Source organism: Streptomyces atratus, from assembly GCF_040655115.1.
GTDB classification, from domain to species: Bacteria; Actinomycetota; Actinomycetes; order Streptomycetales; family Streptomycetaceae; genus Streptomyces; species Streptomyces atratus_D.
In genome coordinates this window covers 186350-204006 of record NZ_JBFAJH010000011.1, presented here as the reverse complement: position 1 = coordinate 204006, position 17657 = coordinate 186350, and the positions used below count along the sequence as shown (strand labels likewise).

Genomic DNA, 17657 nt, shown 5'->3' with positions numbered 1-17657 from the left:
CTGGCGTTGACTTTTGGCACGCTGTTGAGTTCTCAAGGAACGGACGCTTCCTTTGTACTCACCCTCTCGGGCTTTCCTCCGGGCTTTTCCCTTCGGTCTTGCGTTTCCGACTCTATCAGACTCTTTCGTGTCCGATTCCCGGTCGAAGCGGGCCCTCTGCGAAGCAGAAGATTTGTTACTGCGCTTTCCAGTTCTTCGCTTTCGCGTTTCCCTTTCCGGCGAGTCCGACTCTATCAGATCCTTTCGGGCCTGATTCCCAGTCAGCGGGGTTTGCCTTCCCGGCTGTTCGGCCGTTCCGACGAGTGAGACTTTAGCGGAATCCTGGGACCCGACGCTAATCGGGGTCGCGTTCCTTCGAACACGGATTCCTCATTTCGCATATGCGCACAGAAAGCAGGGCGACAGACGTCGCTTGCTCGATGTGGTTACTGCGGAATGGCTGTCCGGGGACCGACCGGGGTCGGCGCTCACGTCGGACAACTCGGAGAACATTACGGATGCGGGCGGGCCGTGTCAACCTGCGGCTGGCCCGGAGTGTGGTGGAAGGCCAAGCGGTAGTCCCGGGGGCTGGTGGCCAGGTGGGTCGCGAAGTGCTGGCGCATGGTGATCTCGCTGCCGAAGCCCGTGCGGCGGGCCACCTCGGGTAGCGGCAGGTCGGTCCGCTCCAGGAGCTTCTGGGCTGCGGCGATGCGTTGAGTGATCAACCAGCGCAGCGGTGTGGTGCCCGTGGTCGCCTGGAAGTGGCGCGCGAAGGAGCGGGGGGACATGCCGGCGCGGGCTGCGAGGTCGGCCACCGTGTGGGGTTCGGCCAGGTGGGTGAGGGCAAAGGCGCGCACCGCAGCCAGGGTGTCGGCGTCCCGGTCCGTGTGCGGGGTGGGGTGTTCGATGAATTGAGCCTGGGTGCCGGTGCGGAACGGGGCCGTGACCATCGAACGGGCGATCGCCGCTGCGGCTTCGGCGCCATGGGCCGTGCGGACGAGATGGAGGCAGAGGTCGATACCGGCTGCGGTGCCGGCCGACGTCCAGACGTTGTCGTCGTGGAGGAAGAGGGCGTCCGGGACGACCGTCACCTGAGGATGGCGGGTGCGGAGGAGGTCGGTGAGGTTCCAGTGGGTGACAGCTTGGCGACCGTCGAGGAGTCCCGCCTGCGCGAGGGTGAACGCGCCGCCGCAGAGTGCGGCTATGGGGGTACCTCGGGTGTGGGCGTGGCGGAGGGCTTCGAGGACCGGTGTGGGGGCGGGTGTCAGGTGGTCGTCGAGGCCGGGGACGACAATCAGATCGGCGTCGGTCAGCCAGGCGAGGGTGCGGTCCGGGCTGAGGGAGAGGCCGCCGCGCAGCGGGATGGGGGCCGGGCCGGCAGCGGTGCGGCGCAGCTCGAAGGGCGGGACTCCGCGGTCGGTGCGGTTCACGCCCCAGACCTCGGTGATGACCGAGACGTCGAAGGCGCGGATGCCGGGGAACGCGACCAGGGCGATCCGCGTGGGGGTGGCGGAGGGGTGGGGCGACATGGTGGCAGTAAATCATCGATCGATGACATTTCGACCTCTGGGCTGGTGCGGTCCGGGGCGGCAGCATCGTTCGTATGGAGATCGCAGAGAACGCAGCGCTGGTCGTGGTGGATGTACAGGAAGGCTTTGAGGAGGAGGCTCACTGGGGGCCACGGAACAATCCGGAGGCGGATCGGAACATTGCGGAGCTCATCGACGCCTGGCAGGCGAGTGGGCGCCCCGTCGTGTTTGTGCGGCATGACTCGGCGAAGCCGGATTCGCCGCTGCGGCCCGGGTACTCGGGGAACGCGTTCAAGGGATACGTGGAGGAGCGGCGGGGGAAGGGCAGTGGGCCCGAACTGTTCCTGACGAAGACCGTGAATTCCGCCTTCTACGGCACGCCCGATCTCGGGGCGTGGCTCAGTGCGGGCGGGGTGCGGCAGATCGTGGTGGCCGGGATCCAGACCAATATGTGCGCGGAGACGACGGCGCGGATGGGCGGGAATCTCGGGTACGAGGTGTTCTTCGCGTTCGATGCCACGTACACGTTCGACGGGGTCGGGCCGTGGGGGTGGGCGCTGAGTGCGGACGAGCTGGCGCGGGCCACCGCTGTGTCGCTGCACAACGGTGGCTTCGCGAAGGTCGTGACCAGCGCGGAACTGGTGACTGCCGCCGGCAGGTGAGGTCAGCCGTTGCCCGAGGCCAGCTCGCGGCTGCGGTCGCGGGCTGCTTCGAGGGCGGCGATGAGGGCGGCGCGTACGCCGTGGTTCTCCAGCTCACGGATGGCGCTGATGGTGGTGCCGGCCGGGCTGGTGACGGCTTCGCGGAGCTTGACCGGGTGTTCGCCGCTGTCCCGGAGCATCACCGCAGCGCCGATGGCGGCCTGCACGATCAGGTCGTGGGCCTGGGCGCGGGGCAGGCCGAGCAGGATGCCCGCGTCGGTCATCGCTTCGACGAGGAAGTAGAAGTAGGCGGGTCCCGAGCCGGACAGCGCGGTCGCGGCGTCCTGCTGGGACTCGGGGACGCGGAGGGTCTTGCCCACGCCGCCGAAGATCGCCTCGGCGGTGGCGAGGTGTTCGGTGGTGGCGTGGCTGCCCGCCGAGATGACGGACATGCCCTCGTCGACGAGGACCGGGGTGTTCGGCATGACCCGTACGACCGGAGTCTTCGGAGCGAGGCGGTCCTCGATGAAGGCGGTCGGGATACCGGCGGCGGCGCTGATGACCAGACGGCCGGCCGTGAGGTGGGAGGTGAGTTCGTCGAGGAGCCGGCCCATGTCCTGGGGCTTGACCGCGAGGATGAGGACATCGGCGCGCTTGGCGGCTTCGGCGTTGGTGACGGACTCGACGCCGTAACGGGTACGGAGTTCCTCGGCACGCTCGGAGCGGCGGGCGGTGACCAGCAGGTCGGCCGGGCGCCACCCCGCGCGGATCATTCCGCTGAGCAGAGCCTCGCCGATCTTGCCGGTGCCGAGGACTGCGACTGTCTGGGTCATGCGGTTCACCCTCCGGACGGTGCGGTGGTACGCGGTTCTGGTGGTGCGTCGTCGTTGCCATCCTCGCACCGGCGCGTCAGGTGGTGCGGCGGCGGAGGGTGGCCGCGCCGAGGGTGAGGACGAGGAGGGCGCAGCACGAGACGATCAGGACGTCACGGACGAAGTTGCCGGTGACCTCTGTGTGGTGGAGGACTTCGTTCATGCCGTCGACCGCGTACGACATGGGCAGGACGTTCGAGATCGCTTCGAGGGCGGGTGCCATCCGGTCGCGCGCGATGAACAGTCCGCAGAGCAGGAGTTGGGGGAAGATCACGGCCGGCATGAACTGGACGGCCTGGAACTCGGACGCGGCAAAGGCGGAGACGAAGAGGCCGAGGGCCGTGCCGAGCAGGGCGTCGAGCAGGGCGACGAGGAGCAGCAGCCAGGGGGAGCCGACGACGTCGAGGCCGAGCACCCAGACCGAGAGCGCGGTGGCCAGGAGGGACTGGAGGATCGCGACGGCGCCGAACGCGAGGGCGTAGCCGGCGATCAGGTCGCCCTTGCCGAGCGGCATGGCGAGGAGGCGTTCCAGGGTGCCCGACGTGCGTTCGCGGAGGGTGGCGATCGAGGTCACCAGGAACATCGTGATCAGCGGGAAGATGCCGAGGAGCGAGGCGCCGATGGCGTCGAAGGTCTGCGGGCTGCCGTCGAAGACATACCGGAGCAGCGTGATCAACACGACCGGGACGAGGAGCAGCAGCGCGACGGTGCGCGGGTCGTGGGTCAGCTGGCGCAGGACGCGGGCGGCGGTGGCGAGGGCGCGGGCGGGGCTGAGGGCCGGGGGTTCGGGCTGGGCGCGGGGGTCGGTGGGGGCCTGCGGAGTGGTGGGGGCCTGCTGCGGCGTGTTGGCCGTGCTCATCGGGCGTTCTCCTGACGGGTGGCGGCCTCGTCGACCAGGTGGAGGAAGGCTTCTTCGACGGTGGCGGTCCGGGCGTGGGTGCGCAGCGCCTCGGGGGTGCCGTCGGCGAGGATCTCGCCCTCGCGCATGAGGAGCAGGCGGTGGCAGCGCTCGGCCTCGTCCATGACGTGGGAGGAGACGAGGAGCGTGGCGCCGTGGTCGGCAGCGAGGGCGTGGAAGAGGCTCCACAGGTCGCGGCGGAGTACCGGGTCGAGGCCGACGGTCGGCTCGTCGAGGACGAGGAGCTCGGGGGTGCCGAGCAGGGCGGCGGCGAGGGAGACACGGGTCAGCTGGCCGCCGGAGAGGGTGCCGGCCAGGGCGTCCGCGTGGCTGGTCAGGTCGACATCGGTGAGGGCGCGGGCGACAGCGGCGCGGCGGGTGTCCCGGTGTCCGCGGCCCGGCTGGAGGATCGCCGCGAAGTAGTCGAGGTTCTGCCGGACACTGAGGTCGGTGTAGACCGACGGTGCCTGGGTGACGTACCCGATGCGCGGGCGGAGGGTGGGGTGGCCCGCGGGGGCACCGAGGACGTCGAGGGTGCCGGTGACCTTGGCCTGGGTGCCGACGACGGCCCGCATCAGGGTGGATTTGCCACAGCCGGAGGGGCCGAGGAGGCCGGTGACCCTGCCGGGTTCGACGGTGAAGTCGAGGCCGCGCAGGACGGTGCGGTTGCCTCGTACGACCGTGAGGCCGCGGGCCTCGATGGCACCCGAATAATTCATCATGCGATGAATTTTGATCGTCACCGCGCCCCTTCGTCAAGGGATCGGGGCGGTGCGCAGGCTTCCGGACACCGAGGTGTCGTCGGCACGGGACGTGGAGTGGGCGCAGGCGGTCGGGGGCGACCGGGGCCGTTCCACCTCTGATTGGCCGGGCAGATCTTCGTGCTCGCCGACGTGGCGGCTTCCGGGTCCATGGGGCAGCAGCCGGGCGGGCTGCCCGGACTCGTCAGGGGTACGGGGGTGACGGGCGCCGCCGTCCTGGTGGGGGTCGGGACGCTCGCCGTCCTCACGCTGTGGCGGCGGGCGGCCCGGGTGGTGCCCGCACCGCTCGCGGCGGTTGGGTCTCGCGACGGGGGCGACCGCGCTGATCGTGTCGGCCGAGTCGCTGTTCAGCGCGGCGGCCGTGGACGGGCTGCACGACGGCAGGCGGACCGAGTACCACGAGGAGCTGATCGCGCAGGGGTGGGCAATTCGGTCTGCGGGCTTCTCGGTGCGCTACCGATGGCCGCCGTGATCGTCCGCGGCGCCGCCCATGTGCGGTCGGGGCGCGGACGAAGCCGTCCCGGGTGCTGCACGGGGTGTGGCTGCTGCTGTTCGTGGCCGTGCTGCCGGGCGTGCTCGGCGTGATTCCGGTGGCCGCGCCGACGGGGGTGCTGGTGCATGCGGGCTGCACGCTCGTTCCTGTGCGGCCGTGGTGCCGCTGCGGCGTGAGCATCGCGGGGGAGGCCGTCGTGCCGGGGTGGCGGCAGGGACTGTCGTGGCGACGGGCCTGTTCGAAGGCGTACGGCAGGGCTGGTGCCGACGGTCCTGGCGGGTCCAGGGCACCAGGCGGTGCGCGAAGCCGAGTTCGGCCGGCAGGTCGCGGGAGCGGACGGGCGAACCGTGCGCGCTGTCGTCCGCGCCGAAGAAGCGGCGAAGGCGGGTGTCCTGCCCGGCGATCCAGGGCACGGCGTGTCGGAGACGTTCCACCAGAGCGCGAGCGCGCCGCCCGGGCGCAGGACGCGGAGGGCCTCGGAGGCGGCTCGGGTCTGATCGGTCCAGTGCCAGGACTGTGCGTACGTGATCAGATCGGCCGAGGCGGTGGCGAAGGGAAGGCGGTTGCCGTCGCCGCGCACGATCGGCATGTTCGGGAGCGCGCGGTACAGTTCCGCCGCCATGCCGGGGCCCGGTTCGACGGCGGTGACGTGGGCGCCGCGCTCGTACAGGAGCCGGGTGGAGATGCCGGTGCCCGCGCCGACATCGAGGGTGCGGGCGCCGCGCAGGGGGCGGCCGGTGAGTTCTTCGACCGCGGCGAAGAGGGCGGGCGGGTAGCCGGGACGGGCCGCGGCGTACTGGGCGGCGGCGCGGTCGAAGGAGAGACCGCGGGATCGAGGCGAGGTGAGTCCGCGGGACGGTGCGGGCTCTGCGGGGGTGGTGGGGTCTGTGTGGGGCCATGGGGTCATCCTGACCCCTGCCGGGGCTACCTGTGGCGGGGTTTCCCGCCCTTGGGTGTCTTGCGGCCTGCCGGGTTTCCGGTCCGGGCCGAGCGGCGCTTCGCGTACCGGGCGACGGCCGCCTCGTACTCCGTACGCCGCAGCTTCTCGCCCGGCGCCTCCAGGAACGAGCGGAGGAAGTACGCGAGCAGCGAGCCGACGAACCCGATCGCCTTCAGGCTGCGCAGGTTGTCCTCGCCGGCCGGGTCGGCCGGGCGGCGGCTGAACCCCTCCCAGGACTTGCGGAAGGCGATGGCGCTGCAGATGCCGAACATCAGAACGACCAGGATGCCGACGAAGCTGCCGGCGTCGGCGATCTCCAGGCCCTGATAGGCGAAGCGGAGCACGAAGCAGGAGGCGACGGCCGCGGCGAGGGAGCCGAGGGCGACGCCGACACGGCGGAGCCCGTACCGGCTGTCGTGCTCGACCCAGCTCGTGCCGAAGAAGCGGATGGGCTCGGGCTGCGGGCCGGGGGCGGTTCCGGCGCTCGCGTTGCTGGGCTCGGTACCGTCGGGGGCTTCGCTTTTCTCGCTCACGAGGTCGATTATCCCCGGGTCGACGGCGGTACCGGCGGCGGCGCTGCCCCTGCGCGGGACGGAGCAGCGCCGTCCGGCATCAGCCGCAGTGCTCCCACGGGCTCGTGTAGGTGTACGTACCGACGCCCGCCTCGATCATTCCGCCCCACTTCACACAGCGGCTGCCCGCGGCGAGGCGTACCGGACCGGCGTACGAGGAGTACGTGCCCTGGTCCTTCGTCTGCCCCTTGCCGTCGCCGTCCACATCGAGCCAGGCCCCGGTCGGCAGCGCGTAACCGCTGGTGGAGGAGGAGTGGAGGGTGACCACGCAGTTGGACTTCGTGCTCGCGTTGTAGAGCAGATGGACGCGGGCGAGTTCGGTGGTGGAGTTACGGAAGGCGTGCGAGTCGATCTGGGTGTAGCCGGATCCGCAGATACCGGCCGGGGTGGCGGTGGCAGTCGCAGTGGTGGCTCCTGTGGACGCCGCGTGGGCCGGGACGGCGCCGAGGACCGCCAGTGCGGCGATCGCGGAGGCGATGACCGCCGAGCGGCGGATGAGGACGTCGGTACGGACAGGGATGTGCATGCTCATCCAATCGTGATGAACGCATGATGGGCGTGATTATGGGCATTTACCCGAACACGTGGAGTGACTACCCGTCCGTCTCGTCAGGCACACACAGTGGCCCCCGGCGCGTGGAGAACGCCGGGGGCCACTGTGTGTGCGGGACCTGGTGCCGTATCAGCCGAGTTTCGAGACGTCGCGCACCGCGCCGCGGTCCGCGCTCGTCGCCATCGCCGCATACGCGCGCAGCGCCGCCGAGACCTTGCGCTCGCGGTTTTTCGGCGCGTACACGCCGTTCAGCGCCTCACGGCGGGTGGTCAGCTCGGCGTCGGGGACGAGGAGCTCGATCGAGCGGTTCGGGATGTCGATCCGGATCCGGTCGCCGTCCTCGACCAGTGCGATCGTGCCGCCCGACGCCGCCTCCGGCGATGCGTGACCGATCGACAGACCCGACGTGCCGCCGGAGAAGCGGCCGTCGGTGACGAGCGCACAGCTCTTGCCCAGGCCCCGGCCCTTCAGGAAGGAGGTGGGGTAGAGCATCTCCTGCATGCCGGGACCACCGCGCGGACCCTCGTAACGGATGACGACGACGTCGCCCTCCTTGATCTCCTTGCGGAGGATCTTGTCGACGGCCTCTTCCTGCGACTCGCAGACGACCGCCGGGCCTTCGAAGGTCCAGATCGACTCGTCGACGCCCGCCGTCTTCACGACGCAGCCGTCCTCGGCGAGGTTGCCCTTCAGGACCGCGAGGCCGCCGTCCTTGGAGTACGCGTGCTCCAGGTCGCGGATGCATCCGCCCGCCGCGTCCAGGTCGAGGGTGTCCCAGCGCTCGGACTGCGAGAAGGCCGTCGCGGAACGCACGCATCCGGGGGCCGCGTGCCACAGCTCGACGGCCTCGGGGGACGGGGAGCCGCCCCGGACGTCCCAGTTCTTCAGCCACTCGCCGAGGGTCGCGGAGTGCACCGAGTGCACGTCCTCGTCGAGCAGGCCGCCGCGGTGCAGCTCACCGAGGATGGCGGGGACGCCGCCGGCCCGGTGGACGTCCTCCATGTAGTACGTGCCACCGGGGGCCACGTTGGGAGCGACCTTCGACAGGCAGGGGACGCGGCGCGAGACCTCGTTGATGTCGTCGAGGTCGTAGTCCAGCTCGGCCTCCTGCGCGGCGGCGAGCAGGTGCAGGATCGTGTTGGTGGAGCCGCCCATGGCGATGTCCAGCGCCATCGCGTTGTCGAACGCGGCGCGGGTGCCGATGGAGCGCGGCAGGACCGTCGCGTCGTCCTGCTCGTAGTAGCGCTTGGTGATCTCGACGACCGTGCGGCCGGCCTCCTCGTACAGCGCCTTGCGGGCGGTGTGCGTGGCGAGGACGGAGCCGTTGCCGGGGAGGGAGAGGCCGAGGACCTCGGTCAGGCAGTTCATCGAGTTGGCGGTGAACATGCCGGAACAGCTGCCGCAGGTGGGACAGGCGTTCTCCTCGATACGGAGGATGTCCTCGTCCGAGACGTTCTCGTTGACGGCGTCGCTGATCGCGTTGATCAGGTCGAGCTTGCGGACCGTGCCGTCGACAAGGGTGGCCTTGCCGGCCTCCATCGGGCCGCCGGAGACGAAGACCGTCGGGATGTTGAGGCGCATCGCGGCCATCAGCATGCCGGGGGTGATCTTGTCGCAGTTGGAGATGCAGATCAGCGCGTCCGCGCAGTGCGCCTCGACCATGTACTCGACGGAGTCGGCGATCAGGTCGCGGGACGGGAGGCTGTAGAGCATCCCGGCGTGGCCCATCGCGATGCCGTCGTCGACGGCGATCGTGTTGAACTCGCGGGGGACGGCGCCCGCGGCCTTGATGGCGTCGGAGACGATCCTGCCCACCGGGGCGAGGTGCGTGTGGCCGGGGACGAACTCGGTGAACGAGTTGGCGACCGCGATGATCGGCTTGCCGATGTCCTCGCCGGCTACGCCCGAGGCCCGCATAAGGGCGCGGGCGCCCGCCATGTTGCGGCCGTGGGTGACAGTGCGGGACCTCAGCTGCGGCATCGTCTCTCGCTCCTTCGACAGAAAAGACTGTCTTCGAGCCTACGCTTCGACTCCAAGATCTGGACACCGTGTCCGGAATGCGGGACGGGGTGCTCAGTGAGTGGGCGGAGTCGGGGTTCGGGGGGCGGGGCCGCTGCGCGGGGTCCGCTCCCCCTGCCCGCCCCGTCCCGGAACGGACCTCCGCCCCGGCCCCCGGTCCTCCGACGCCGGACGGACGAAAGGTCACCCCGGGGCGGTCAGGTCTCCGTCAAGTAGCGCTGGAGCGCCGGAGCGACCATGGCGATGATCTTCTCCGGGTCCGCCGAGGCCAGCGGCTCCGCCTTGATCACGTACCGCAGCATCACGATCCCGACCATGTGCGACGCGGCCAGTTCCGCACGGAACGTCGCGTCCGGCACGTCCAGTGTGTCAGCGATCCGCTCCAGCAGGCGCCGCAGGACGAAGCCGCGCAGTACCTTCGCCGCCCCTTCGTGCGTCAGGGCGGAGCGCATGATCGCCAGCAGAGGGGCCCTGGACGCCGGGTTCTCCCATACGCCGATGAAATAGCGGGCCAGCCGCTCCCCCAGGCCGTCCGTGCCCATGCCCAGTACGGACGGGATCACCAGGGCGGGTTCGAAGGAGACTTCGATCGCCGCCGCGAAGACCTCGTCCTTCGTACCGAAGTAGTGGTGGACGAGTGCGGCGTCGACGCCTGCCGCCTTGGCGATGCCCCGGACCGACGTCTTGTCGTAGCCGCGTTCGGCGAATTCCGTGCGGGCCGCTTCCAGGATGCGTTCGCGGGCACCGGGGCCGGTGGCTGCCGTCGTACGGGAGGGGCGGCCTCGGCGTTTCGGGCGCTCGGGAGGTGTGTGTGCCGTGCCCTCGCCGCCGGCGTTCCCGCCTGCCGTGCCGGGGGTCATGAGCGGGGGACCCGCGCCGACGAGGACGCCAGGTGGAGGCGGGTGAAGGCGAGCGCCTCCGCCAGGTCGGCTTCGCGTTCGGCTGCGGACATGGCGCGGCGGGTGTTGACCTCGATGACGACATGGCCCTCGAAACCCGTACGCGCCAGGCGCTCCAGCAGTTCCGCACAGGGCTGGTCACCACGGCCGGGCACCAGATGCTCGTCCTTGTTGGAGCCCTTGCCGTCGGCGAGGTGGACGTGGGCGAGCCGGTCACCCATCCGGTCGACCATGGCCATGCCGTCGGTGCGGGCGGTCGCGGTGTGCGAGAGGTCCACCGTGAAGTGGCGGTAGTCGTTGTTGGTGACGTCCCAGTCGGGGGCGTACGCGAGCATCTCGCGGTCCCGGTACCGCCACGGGTACATGTTCTCGACGGCGAACCGCACGTCCGTCTCGTCCGCCATCCGCCAGATGCCGGTGACGAAGTCGCGCGCGTACTGGCGCTGCCAGCGGAACGGCGGATGGACGACGACGGTCGTCGCTCCGAGCTTCTCCGCGGCCGCACGGGCCCGCTGGAGCTTCACCCAGGGATCGGTGGACCAGACCCGCTGGGTGATCAGCAGACAGGGCGCGTGAACGGCGAGGATCGGCACCTGGTGGTAGTCCGAGAGCCGTCGCAAGGCCTCGATGTCCTGGCTGACGGGATCGGTCCAGACCATGATCTCGACACCGTCGTAGCCCAGACGCGCGGCAATCTCGAAGGCCGTCGCCGTCGACTCCGGATAGACGGAAGCCGTCGACAGGGCGACCTTCGCATCCGGGATGCGCACCACTGGTTCTGCCACGCAGACAGCGTACGGGGCGGGTGCGCGCGCCACCGAGGCGTCAGGGCGGAAAGTGAGAAGGGCCATGACTCCGCTCCCGGCCATCCGCGCGCCCCGTCGCCCCGGTCCTCCAGCGGTACGCGCATTCAGTTCAGGGCGGGGGCCGCCGCCGTCGGGAGGTGGTCCAGGCGGCGCAGGATCACTCCCTCACGCAGCGCCCACGGGCAGATCTCCAGCTCCTCCACGCCGAAGAGATCCATCGCCCCCTCGGCGACCACCGCCCCGGCGAGCAGCTGCGCGGCCCGCCCCTCGGAGACGCCGGACAGCCGGCCGCGCTGGTCGGCCGTCATCGCCGCCAGCTTGGGCACCCATTCCTCCAGCGCCTTGCGAGTGAGTGTGCGCTGCACGTAGAGACCCTCGGCGGAGCGTGCGGCGCCTGCGATCCTGGCGAGCTGCCTGAACGTCTTGGAGGTCGCCACGATGTGGTCGGGGCGGCCGAAGCGGCTGAACTCGCCGACCGTTCGGGCGATACTGGCCCGCACATGGCGGCGCAGCACCTTCACCTCCGAAGGGTTCGGCGGATCGTGCAGCAGCCAGCCGGAGGTGAGACGCCCGGCCCCGAGCGGCAGGGACACGGCGGCGTCGGGCTCCTCGTCGATGCCGTACGCGATCTCCAGTGAACCGCCGCCGATGTCGAGGACCAGCAGCTTCCCCGCCGACCAGCCGAACCAGCGGCGGGCAGCGAGGAAGGTGAGCCGGGCCTCCTCCTCACCGCTGAGGACGGCGAGATCGACGCCCGTCTCCACCCGTACCCGGGTCAGCACCTCGTCGGCGTTGCTCGCTTCCCGCACCGCGGACGTGGCGAACGGCAGCACGTCCTCGCAGCCCTTGTCCTCGGCGGCCTGCAGGGCACCGGCGATCGTCGACACGAGCCGGTCCACGCCCTCGGGGCCGATCGCCCCGTCCGCATCGAGGAGTTCGGCCAGGCGCAGCTCCGCCTTGTGCGAGTGCGCGGGCAGCGGGCGGGCGCCGGGGTGCGCGTCCACCACCAGCAGATGAACCGTGTTCGACCCCACGTCGAGGACTCCGAGTCTCATACGCCGAACGCTACTGCTCCTACGGACTTACTCTTGGCCCGTGCCAAAGACGAAAAAGGCGAAGCCGGGCAAAGCCACGAAGAAGCAGAGAACGAAGCAGGAGATGCAGCAGCCGGAAAAGAACGGGCCCGACCGGTCCGAAGACGAGAAGGGGATCGACTTCGCACGCGCCTGGGTCGAGTTCCCCGACCCCGCGGACGACGAGCAGATCTTCCGCTGCGACCTGACCTGGCTGACCTCCAGGTGGACCTGCATCTTCGGCAGTGGCTGCCAGGGCATCCAGGCGGGCCGCGCGGACGACGGGTGCTGCACGCTGGGTGCGCATTTCTCCGACGAGGACGACGAGAAGCGGGTGGCGGACAACGTCTCCCGGCTGACCCCCGAGCTGTGGCAGTTCCACGACGTCGGTACGGAGACGGGCTGGGTCGAGGTCGACGACGACGGGGAACGCCAGACACGCCGCTGGAAGGGGTCCTGCATCTTCCAGAACCGGCCCGGATTCGCGGCCGGAGCCGGGTGTTCGCTGCACATCCTGGCGCTGCGCGAGGGCAAGGAGCCGCTGGAGACCAAGCCGGACGTGTGCTGGCAGCTGCCGATCCGGCGCACGTACGACTGGATCGACCGCCCCGACGAAACGCGCGTGCTCCAGGTCTCGATCGGCGAGTACGACCGCCGGGGCTGGGGTCCTGGCGGTCACGATCTGCACTGGTGGTGCACGTCGGCGACCTCGGCGCACGGGGCCGGGGAGCCGGTCTATGTGTCGTACCGGCCCGAGCTCACCGAGCTGATGGGCAAGGAGGCGTACGAGCGGCTGGTCGAGCTGTGCGAGGAGCGGTTGTCCTCGCTCCTGCCGATGGCACCGCATCCGGCGGATCCGGTAGGACCCACGGAGGCTTAGGGGGTACTTCGGTGGGCTGAGTACCGACGGGCCGAGGCCGGCATTCAGCCCGTCGGCGCCGGGTCGGACGGGCTTGTCCCCGGGGCGGAGGGGTTCGAGGGGTCCGGTGACGGTGGCTGAGTCGGGTCGGTCGGCGACGGGTCGGTCGGCGACGGGTCCGTCGGCGACGGGTCGGTCGGCGACGGGTCCGTCGGCGAGGGCGTGGGATCCGGCGACGGGTCCGTCGGCGACGGGTCCGTCGGTGACGGATCGGTCGGCGAGGGCGCGGGGTCCGTCGGATCCGGCGACGGATCCGTGGGACCGGGAGAGGACGGCGGCGGGCCGGACGGCACCGACGGCCCGCCGGACGGCATCGCTCCGTACCCTCTGATCGCCACCACCGAGCCCGACGGGGCGAGGCCGATACGGGCGCTCCAGGCACCCGCCGGTTCCCGTGCATGCTCCACAAGGACGTGGATCGTGACGCTCTCGCCTGCGGCAAGGGTGCCGGAGGACCTGCTGAGGCGCAGCCAGGACGCGTCCGCCCGCGCGGACCAGGCCACGGGAGCGCCGCCCGAGGCGGTCAGCGTGATCAGCGTCGTGTGGCCGGAGGAACGGGCCGTGACGAGGAGCCGGCCGGGGCCGCGCCGTCCCGTCCCCGAGCTGATGACCTCGGCGGAGACGTCCGGCGTACGGCTGCCGTCCTTGAAGTGGGCACCGGGCTCGGGGCTGGCGTTGCCCGCGTTCTCGTAGCGGTCGTGCGGATCGCCGTCGAGGCCGCGTCGGCCGTCCGTCTCGGTCGCGGTGACCGAGGCACCGTCGTGCCCCTCGCCGGTCAGCGGTGCCCCCCGATAGGCGGACCACAGGGCGATCACGGGGGCGGCGACGACTGTCGCCACCACCGTCGTCGTCACGGCTCTCGCCCGGAGCCGGTCCCGGCGCGCGGCATGGTCCTTGGGGTCCATCGGGAAGCCCGCCCGGTCGAAGCGCGGACTGCCGGACCGATTCCTCTGCGCGTGGATCATCGCGACGTACGCCGACGGCCGCGGCGCCTCGACGACCGGCAGCGCGGCCGCAGGGGTGAGGGCACCGCCCGGCCAGGGGCCCTCGGCGCCCGCCCGTTCGGCAGCACGACGGCAGCGGGGGCAGTCGTCGACGTGACGGACGAGTTCGCGGCGCAGGACGGCGGAGAGCAGGACGAGGTGGTCGCCGATGAGGCGGGCGACAGTGGGACAGTTGCCGGTCTCGACGACGGCGAGGGCGGCGCGGGTACGTTCCACCTCGCAGGCCGCGGCGGCGAGGATCTCGCGGGCGGTCGCGGGTTCGAGGCCGAGGACGGCGGCCACGGCGCGCGGGGCGAGGCGGTGGCGTACGGCCAGTTCGAGGGCTTCGCGCTGTTCGGGGGTGGTGCCTGCGGCTTCGGGCCAGGCGAGCTGCGCGAGTTCGCGCCGACGTGCTTCGGCGACCGGGGCGGAATCGGGGATGGCGGCGCTCGTGAGGCCCGCCGCGCCGGTGGCCGGGGGCGGGGTGACGGCCGGGAACGTACGGCTCCCTGGACGCACCCCTCCGGGGGTCCTCCCGCCCGGCTGCTTCCTCTCCTGCCGGCGATGCGCCTGACGACCCCGTTTCTGCTCGGCGAGCGTGCGCAGGCACACCCACCTGGCCAGCGCGTACAGCCAGGTTTTACGTTCCTCCTCACCCGCGGGACACCGCCCGTCCTGCCGTTCCGCGATGGCGAGCGCACCCCCGAGCGCCTCGACGGCGACGTCGTGGTCGCAGAGCACGGAGAGGCAGTAGGTGAAGAGGCCGTCGAGATACGGCTCGTAACGAGCAGGCGGTCGCTGCGGCGACGAGTGGGGAGCACGGCGCTGCGTCCGGTGTGCGCCGGTGGTGTGTGCGGGGGTCTCCCGCCTGCTGCTCGTCACCCCGCGACCGTAGGCAGGGCAAGGCATGCCCTTGGCGCCTCTTGCTCACTTTTAACCCTTACGGGTGAACGTACCGCTCAAAAGGGGGCAGGAACCCATGATTCCGCCGGATCCCCCTGTCCGTTCCCTTCCACCGCGGCCGCCCCGCGCACCGCGCCGGGCGGTGGTGTCAGTCCTCACCTATACGGTGGCGCCATGGCTGCCCGTACGAAATCCGCGAAGGACCGGCCGTCCTACCGCTGCACCGAATGCGGCTGGACCACCGCCAAGTGGCTCGGCCGCTGCCCCGAATGCCAGGCCTGGGGGACGGTCGAGGAATTCGGCGGCGCCCCTGCCGTACGGACGACGGCGGCCGGCCGCGTGAGCACGGCCGCTCTCCCCATCGGCCAGGTCGACAGCCGGCAGGCCACCGCGCGGTCGACCGGTGTCGACGAGCTGGACCGGGTGCTCGGCGGCGGGCTGATCCCCGGCGCCGTGGTGCTGGTCGCGGGTGAGCCGGGCGTGGGCAAGTCGACACTCCTGCTGGACGTGGCGGCCAAGGCCGCCAGCGACGAGCACCGCACCCTCTATGTCACCGCGGAGGAGTCCGCGAGTCAGGTGCGGCTGCGTGCCGACCGGATCCGCGCGATCAACGACCACCTCTACCTCGCGGCCGAGACCGACCTCTCCGCGGTCCTCGGCCATCTGGACGCGGTCAAGCCGTCCCTGCTCATCCTCGACTCCGTACAGACCGTCGCCTCGCCCGAGATCGACGGTGCGCCCGGCGGTATGGCGCAGGTCCGGGAGGTCGCCGGAGCGCTCATCCGTGCCTCCAAGGATCGCGGCATGTCCACGCTGCTGGTCGGCCACGTCACGAAGGACGGCGCGATCGCCGGACCCCGGCTGCTGGAGCATCTCGTCGACGTGGTGCTTTCCTTCGAGGGCGACCGTCATGCGCGCCTCCGGCTGGTCCGCGGCGTGAAGAACCGGTACGGGGCGACGGACGAGGTCGGCTGTTTCGAACTGCACGACGAGGGCATCACCGGCCTCGCCGACCCGTCCGGGCTCTTCCTCACCCGGCGCGACGAACCCGTACCTGGCACCTGTCTGACAGTCACGCTGGAGGGACGGCGACCGCTCGTTGCCGAAGTGCAGGCGCTGACGGTCGATTCACAGATCCCTTCGCCCCGGCGCACCACCTCCGGGCTCGAGACGTCCCGGGTCTCCATGATGCTGGCCGTTCTGGAGCAGCGCGGCCGGATCAGCTCGCTCGGCAAACGGGACATCTACAGCGCGACTGTCGGCGGTGTGAAGCTCTCCGAGCCCGCCGCCGACCTCGCGGTCGCACTGGCGCTGGCCAGCGCGGCAAGCGACACACCACTGCCCAAGAACCTGGTGGCGATCGGCGAAGTGGGGCTCGCGGGCGAGGTCAGGCGGGTGACCGGGGTACAGCGCAGACTGGCCGAGGCGCACCGTCTGGGCTTCACCCACGCACTGGTCCCGACCGACCCGGGCAAGGTCCCGGACGGTATGAAGGTCACGGAAGTCGCCAACATGGGCGACGCGCTGAGAGTGCTCCCGCGCCGGTCTCGTACGGAGGCCCCACGGGAGGACAACGCGCGCCGGTAGACTTTGCCCTGGTCTCGCCCGTCCGTACGAACGGCATGAGGGACGTAGGGCACCGCAAACCTGTGACCGGAGGAGTGCAGTGGCAGCCAACGACCGGGCAGCATCGCCCGGAAAGTCCGGCCAAGGCACCGGTAACGAGGCGCTGATGCGCGCCTCGCTGAGCGCCGTCGCGCCCGGAATGGCCTTGCGGGACGGCCTGGAGCGCATTCTCCGTGGCAACACCGGCGGGCTGATCGTGCTGGGCATGGACAAGACCGTCGAGTCCATGTGCACCGGCGGCTTCGTGCTGGATGTCGAGTTCACCGCGACGCGGCTGCGCGAGCTGGCCAAGCTCGACGGGGCTCTGATCCTCGACAAGGACATGAGCAAGATCCTCCGGGCCGGCGTGCAACTGGTCCCGGACGCCTCCATCCCCACCGAGGAGACCGGCACCCGCCACCGCACGGCGGACCGGGTCTCCAAGCAGTGCAACTTCCCTGTCGTCTCGGTCTCGCAGTCGATGCGTCTGATCGCGCTGTACGTGGACGGTGAGCGTCGGGTCCTGGAGGAGTCCGCCGCGATCCTGTCGCGCGCCAATCAGGCCCTCGCCACCCTGGAGCGGTACAAGCTCCGGCTCGACGAGGTGGCGGGCACGCTCTCCGCGCTGGAGATCGAGGACCTGGTGACGGTCCGCGATGTGACGGCCGTCGCACAGCGGCTGGAGATGGTGCGCCGGATCGCGACCGAGATCGCCGAGTACGTGGTGGAGCTCGGCACCGACGGCCGGCTTCTCTCGCTCCAGCTCGACGAGTTGATCGCAGGCGTCGAGCCGGAGCGCGAGCTGGTCGTGCGCGACTATGTGCCGGAGCCGACCGCGAAGCGGTCCCGTACGGTCACGGAGGCGCTGACCGAGCTGGACGCGCTCTCCCACACCGAGTTGCTCGAACTCCCCGTCGTGGCACGGGCCCTGGGGTACAGCGGCTCTCCCGAGACCCTGGACTCGGCGGTCTCGCCGCGCGGCTTCCGGCTGCTGGCGAAGGTGCCGCGGCTGCCCGGGGCGATCATCGACCGGCTCGTGGAGCACTTCGGAGGACTGCAGAAGCTGCTCGCGGCGAGCGTGGACGATCTCCAGACGGTGGACGGAGTCGGCGAGGCGCGGGCACGGAGTGTGCGCGAGGGGCTCTCGCGGCTGGCCGAGTCGTCGATTCTCGAGCGGTACGTGTAGGGGTCGGGACTCACATCGGCTCGGGG

Annotated in this window: 15 protein-coding genes and 2 pseudogenes; 5 read left to right on the top strand and 12 right to left on the bottom strand. The window is 70.8% G+C overall.

Annotated elements, in window-relative coordinates; all coding sequences use genetic code 11:
• Positions 1-491 precede the first annotated feature (491 nt).
• Positions 492-1508, bottom strand: a complete 1017-nt coding sequence (locus AB0I23_RS16210) for a GlxA family transcriptional regulator (RefSeq protein WP_359109816.1) — start codon at positions 1506-1508, stop codon at positions 492-494.
• Between the two features lie 74 nt (positions 1509-1582).
• Between AB0I23_RS16210 and AB0I23_RS16205 the strand changes: the two genes are divergently transcribed.
• The gene (locus tag AB0I23_RS16205; protein ID WP_359109815.1) at positions 1583-2170 is read left to right on the top strand and encodes a cysteine hydrolase family protein; all 588 of its coding nucleotides are present in this window, start codon (positions 1583-1585) and stop codon (positions 2168-2170) included.
• A gap of 2 nt (positions 2171-2172) precedes the next feature.
• Here the strand turns inward: AB0I23_RS16205 and proC are convergent, their stop codons facing one another.
• From proC to AB0I23_RS16190, 3 genes are all read right to left on the bottom strand, one after another.
• Positions 2173-2982 (bottom strand): pyrroline-5-carboxylate reductase, encoded by an 810-nt coding sequence (gene proC, locus AB0I23_RS16200; protein ID WP_359109814.1) that lies wholly within the window; start codon positions 2980-2982, stop codon positions 2173-2175.
• 76 nt (positions 2983-3058) lie between these two features.
• Positions 3059-3880 (bottom strand): ABC transporter permease, encoded by an 822-nt coding sequence (locus tag AB0I23_RS16195; RefSeq protein WP_359109813.1) that lies wholly within the window; start codon positions 3878-3880, stop codon positions 3059-3061.
• Positions 3877-4641 (bottom strand): ABC transporter ATP-binding protein, encoded by a 765-nt coding sequence (locus tag AB0I23_RS16190; RefSeq protein WP_359109812.1) that lies wholly within the window; start codon positions 4639-4641, stop codon positions 3877-3879. Before AB0I23_RS16190 ends, AB0I23_RS16195 begins: the two co-directional genes overlap by 4 nt.
• A 141-nt stretch (positions 4642-4782) precedes the next feature.
• Here AB0I23_RS16190 and AB0I23_RS16185 point away from each other — a divergent pair.
• Positions 4783-5431: pseudogene (locus tag AB0I23_RS16185) on the top strand (SulP family inorganic anion transporter); the annotation flags it as partial.
• A gap of 17 nt (positions 5432-5448) precedes the next feature.
• Here the strand turns inward: AB0I23_RS16185 and AB0I23_RS16180 are convergent.
• The 7 genes and pseudogenes from AB0I23_RS16180 to AB0I23_RS16150 form a co-directional block, all read right to left on the bottom strand.
• Positions 5449-6080, bottom strand: a pseudogene (locus AB0I23_RS16180) (class I SAM-dependent methyltransferase); the annotation flags it as partial.
• A gap of 17 nt (positions 6081-6097) precedes the next feature.
• On the bottom strand, positions 6098-6646 hold the full coding sequence (locus AB0I23_RS16175) for a hypothetical protein (RefSeq protein ID WP_359109811.1): 549 nt from the start codon (positions 6644-6646) through the stop codon (positions 6098-6100).
• A 79-nt stretch (positions 6647-6725) separates the two neighbouring features.
• Positions 6726-7217 carry an acetyltransferase gene (locus AB0I23_RS16170; protein ID WP_359109810.1) on the bottom strand — a complete coding sequence of 164 codons (492 nt, stop codon included), beginning with the start codon at positions 7215-7217 and terminating at the stop codon, positions 6726-6728.
• 150 nt (positions 7218-7367) lie between these two features.
• The gene (ilvD, locus tag AB0I23_RS16165; RefSeq protein WP_359109809.1) at positions 7368-9218 is read right to left on the bottom strand and encodes a dihydroxy-acid dehydratase; all 1851 of its coding nucleotides are present in this window, start codon (positions 9216-9218) and stop codon (positions 7368-7370) included.
• A 236-nt stretch (positions 9219-9454) separates the two neighbouring features.
• On the bottom strand, positions 9455-10117 hold the full coding sequence (locus AB0I23_RS16160) for a TetR family transcriptional regulator (protein WP_359109808.1): 663 nt from the start codon (positions 10115-10117) through the stop codon (positions 9455-9457).
• On the bottom strand, positions 10114-10941 hold the full coding sequence (locus AB0I23_RS16155) for a sugar phosphate isomerase/epimerase family protein (protein ID WP_359109807.1): 828 nt from the start codon (positions 10939-10941) through the stop codon (positions 10114-10116). The genes AB0I23_RS16160 and AB0I23_RS16155 overlap by 4 nt, the downstream gene beginning before the upstream one ends.
• A gap of 125 nt (positions 10942-11066) precedes the next feature.
• The gene (locus AB0I23_RS16150) at positions 11067-12017 is read right to left on the bottom strand and encodes a Ppx/GppA phosphatase family protein (protein WP_359109806.1); all 951 of its coding nucleotides are present in this window, start codon (positions 12015-12017) and stop codon (positions 11067-11069) included.
• A 40-nt stretch (positions 12018-12057) separates the two neighbouring features.
• On the opposite strand from AB0I23_RS16150, the gene AB0I23_RS16145 reads away from it, so the two are divergent.
• A complete protein-coding gene (locus AB0I23_RS16145) occupies positions 12058-12915 on the top strand; it encodes a hypothetical protein (RefSeq protein WP_359109805.1) in 858 nt (285 codons plus the stop codon).
• Positions 12916-12959: 44 nt separating this feature from the next.
• Here the strand turns inward: AB0I23_RS16145 and AB0I23_RS16140 are convergent, their stop codons facing one another.
• Positions 12960-14819, bottom strand: a complete 1860-nt coding sequence (locus tag AB0I23_RS16140; protein WP_436846941.1) for a BACON domain-containing protein — start codon at positions 14817-14819, stop codon at positions 12960-12962.
• A 195-nt stretch (positions 14820-15014) separates the two neighbouring features.
• Between AB0I23_RS16140 and radA the strand changes: the two genes are divergently transcribed.
• A complete protein-coding gene (gene radA / locus AB0I23_RS16135; protein WP_359109803.1) occupies positions 15015-16427 on the top strand; it encodes a DNA repair protein RadA in 1413 nt (470 codons plus the stop codon).
• 79 nt (positions 16428-16506) lie between these two features.
• Positions 16507-17631: a DNA integrity scanning diadenylate cyclase DisA gene (disA, locus tag AB0I23_RS16130; protein WP_359109802.1), complete on the top strand. Its 1125-nt coding sequence runs from the start codon at positions 16507-16509 to the stop codon at positions 17629-17631.
• The last annotated feature ends 26 nt before the right edge of the window (positions 17632-17657 follow it).

What these genes read in the sequence shown, in the direction of transcription:
- AB0I23_RS16160 (WP_359109808.1), bottom strand. Translation starts at nt 10,117, where the DNA reads ATGACCCCCGGCACGGCAGGCGGGAACGCCGGCGGCGAGGGCACGGCA.
- AB0I23_RS16210 (WP_359109816.1), bottom strand. Translation starts at nt 1,508, where the DNA reads ATGTCGCCCCACCCCTCCGCCACCCCCACGCGGATCGCCCTGGTCGCG.
- AB0I23_RS16205 (WP_359109815.1), top strand. Translation starts at nt 1,583, where the DNA reads ATGGAGATCGCAGAGAACGCAGCGCTGGTCGTGGTGGATGTACAGGAA.
- AB0I23_RS16195 (WP_359109813.1), bottom strand. Translation starts at nt 3,880, where the DNA reads ATGAGCACGGCCAACACGCCGCAGCAGGCCCCCACCACTCCGCAGGCC.
- AB0I23_RS16190 (WP_359109812.1), bottom strand. Translation starts at nt 4,641, where the DNA reads ATGATGAATTATTCGGGTGCCATCGAGGCCCGCGGCCTCACGGTCGTA.
- ilvD (WP_359109809.1), bottom strand. Translation starts at nt 9,218, where the DNA reads ATGCCGCAGCTGAGGTCCCGCACTGTCACCCACGGCCGCAACATGGCG.
- proC (WP_359109814.1), bottom strand. Translation starts at nt 2,982, where the DNA reads ATGACCCAGACAGTCGCAGTCCTCGGCACCGGCAAGATCGGCGAGGCT.
- AB0I23_RS16150 (WP_359109806.1), bottom strand. Translation starts at nt 12,017, where the DNA reads ATGAGACTCGGAGTCCTCGACGTGGGGTCGAACACGGTTCATCTGCTG.
- AB0I23_RS16170 (WP_359109810.1), bottom strand. Translation starts at nt 7,217, where the DNA reads ATGAGCATGCACATCCCTGTCCGTACCGACGTCCTCATCCGCCGCTCG.
- radA (WP_359109803.1), top strand. Translation starts at nt 15,015, where the DNA reads ATGGCTGCCCGTACGAAATCCGCGAAGGACCGGCCGTCCTACCGCTGC.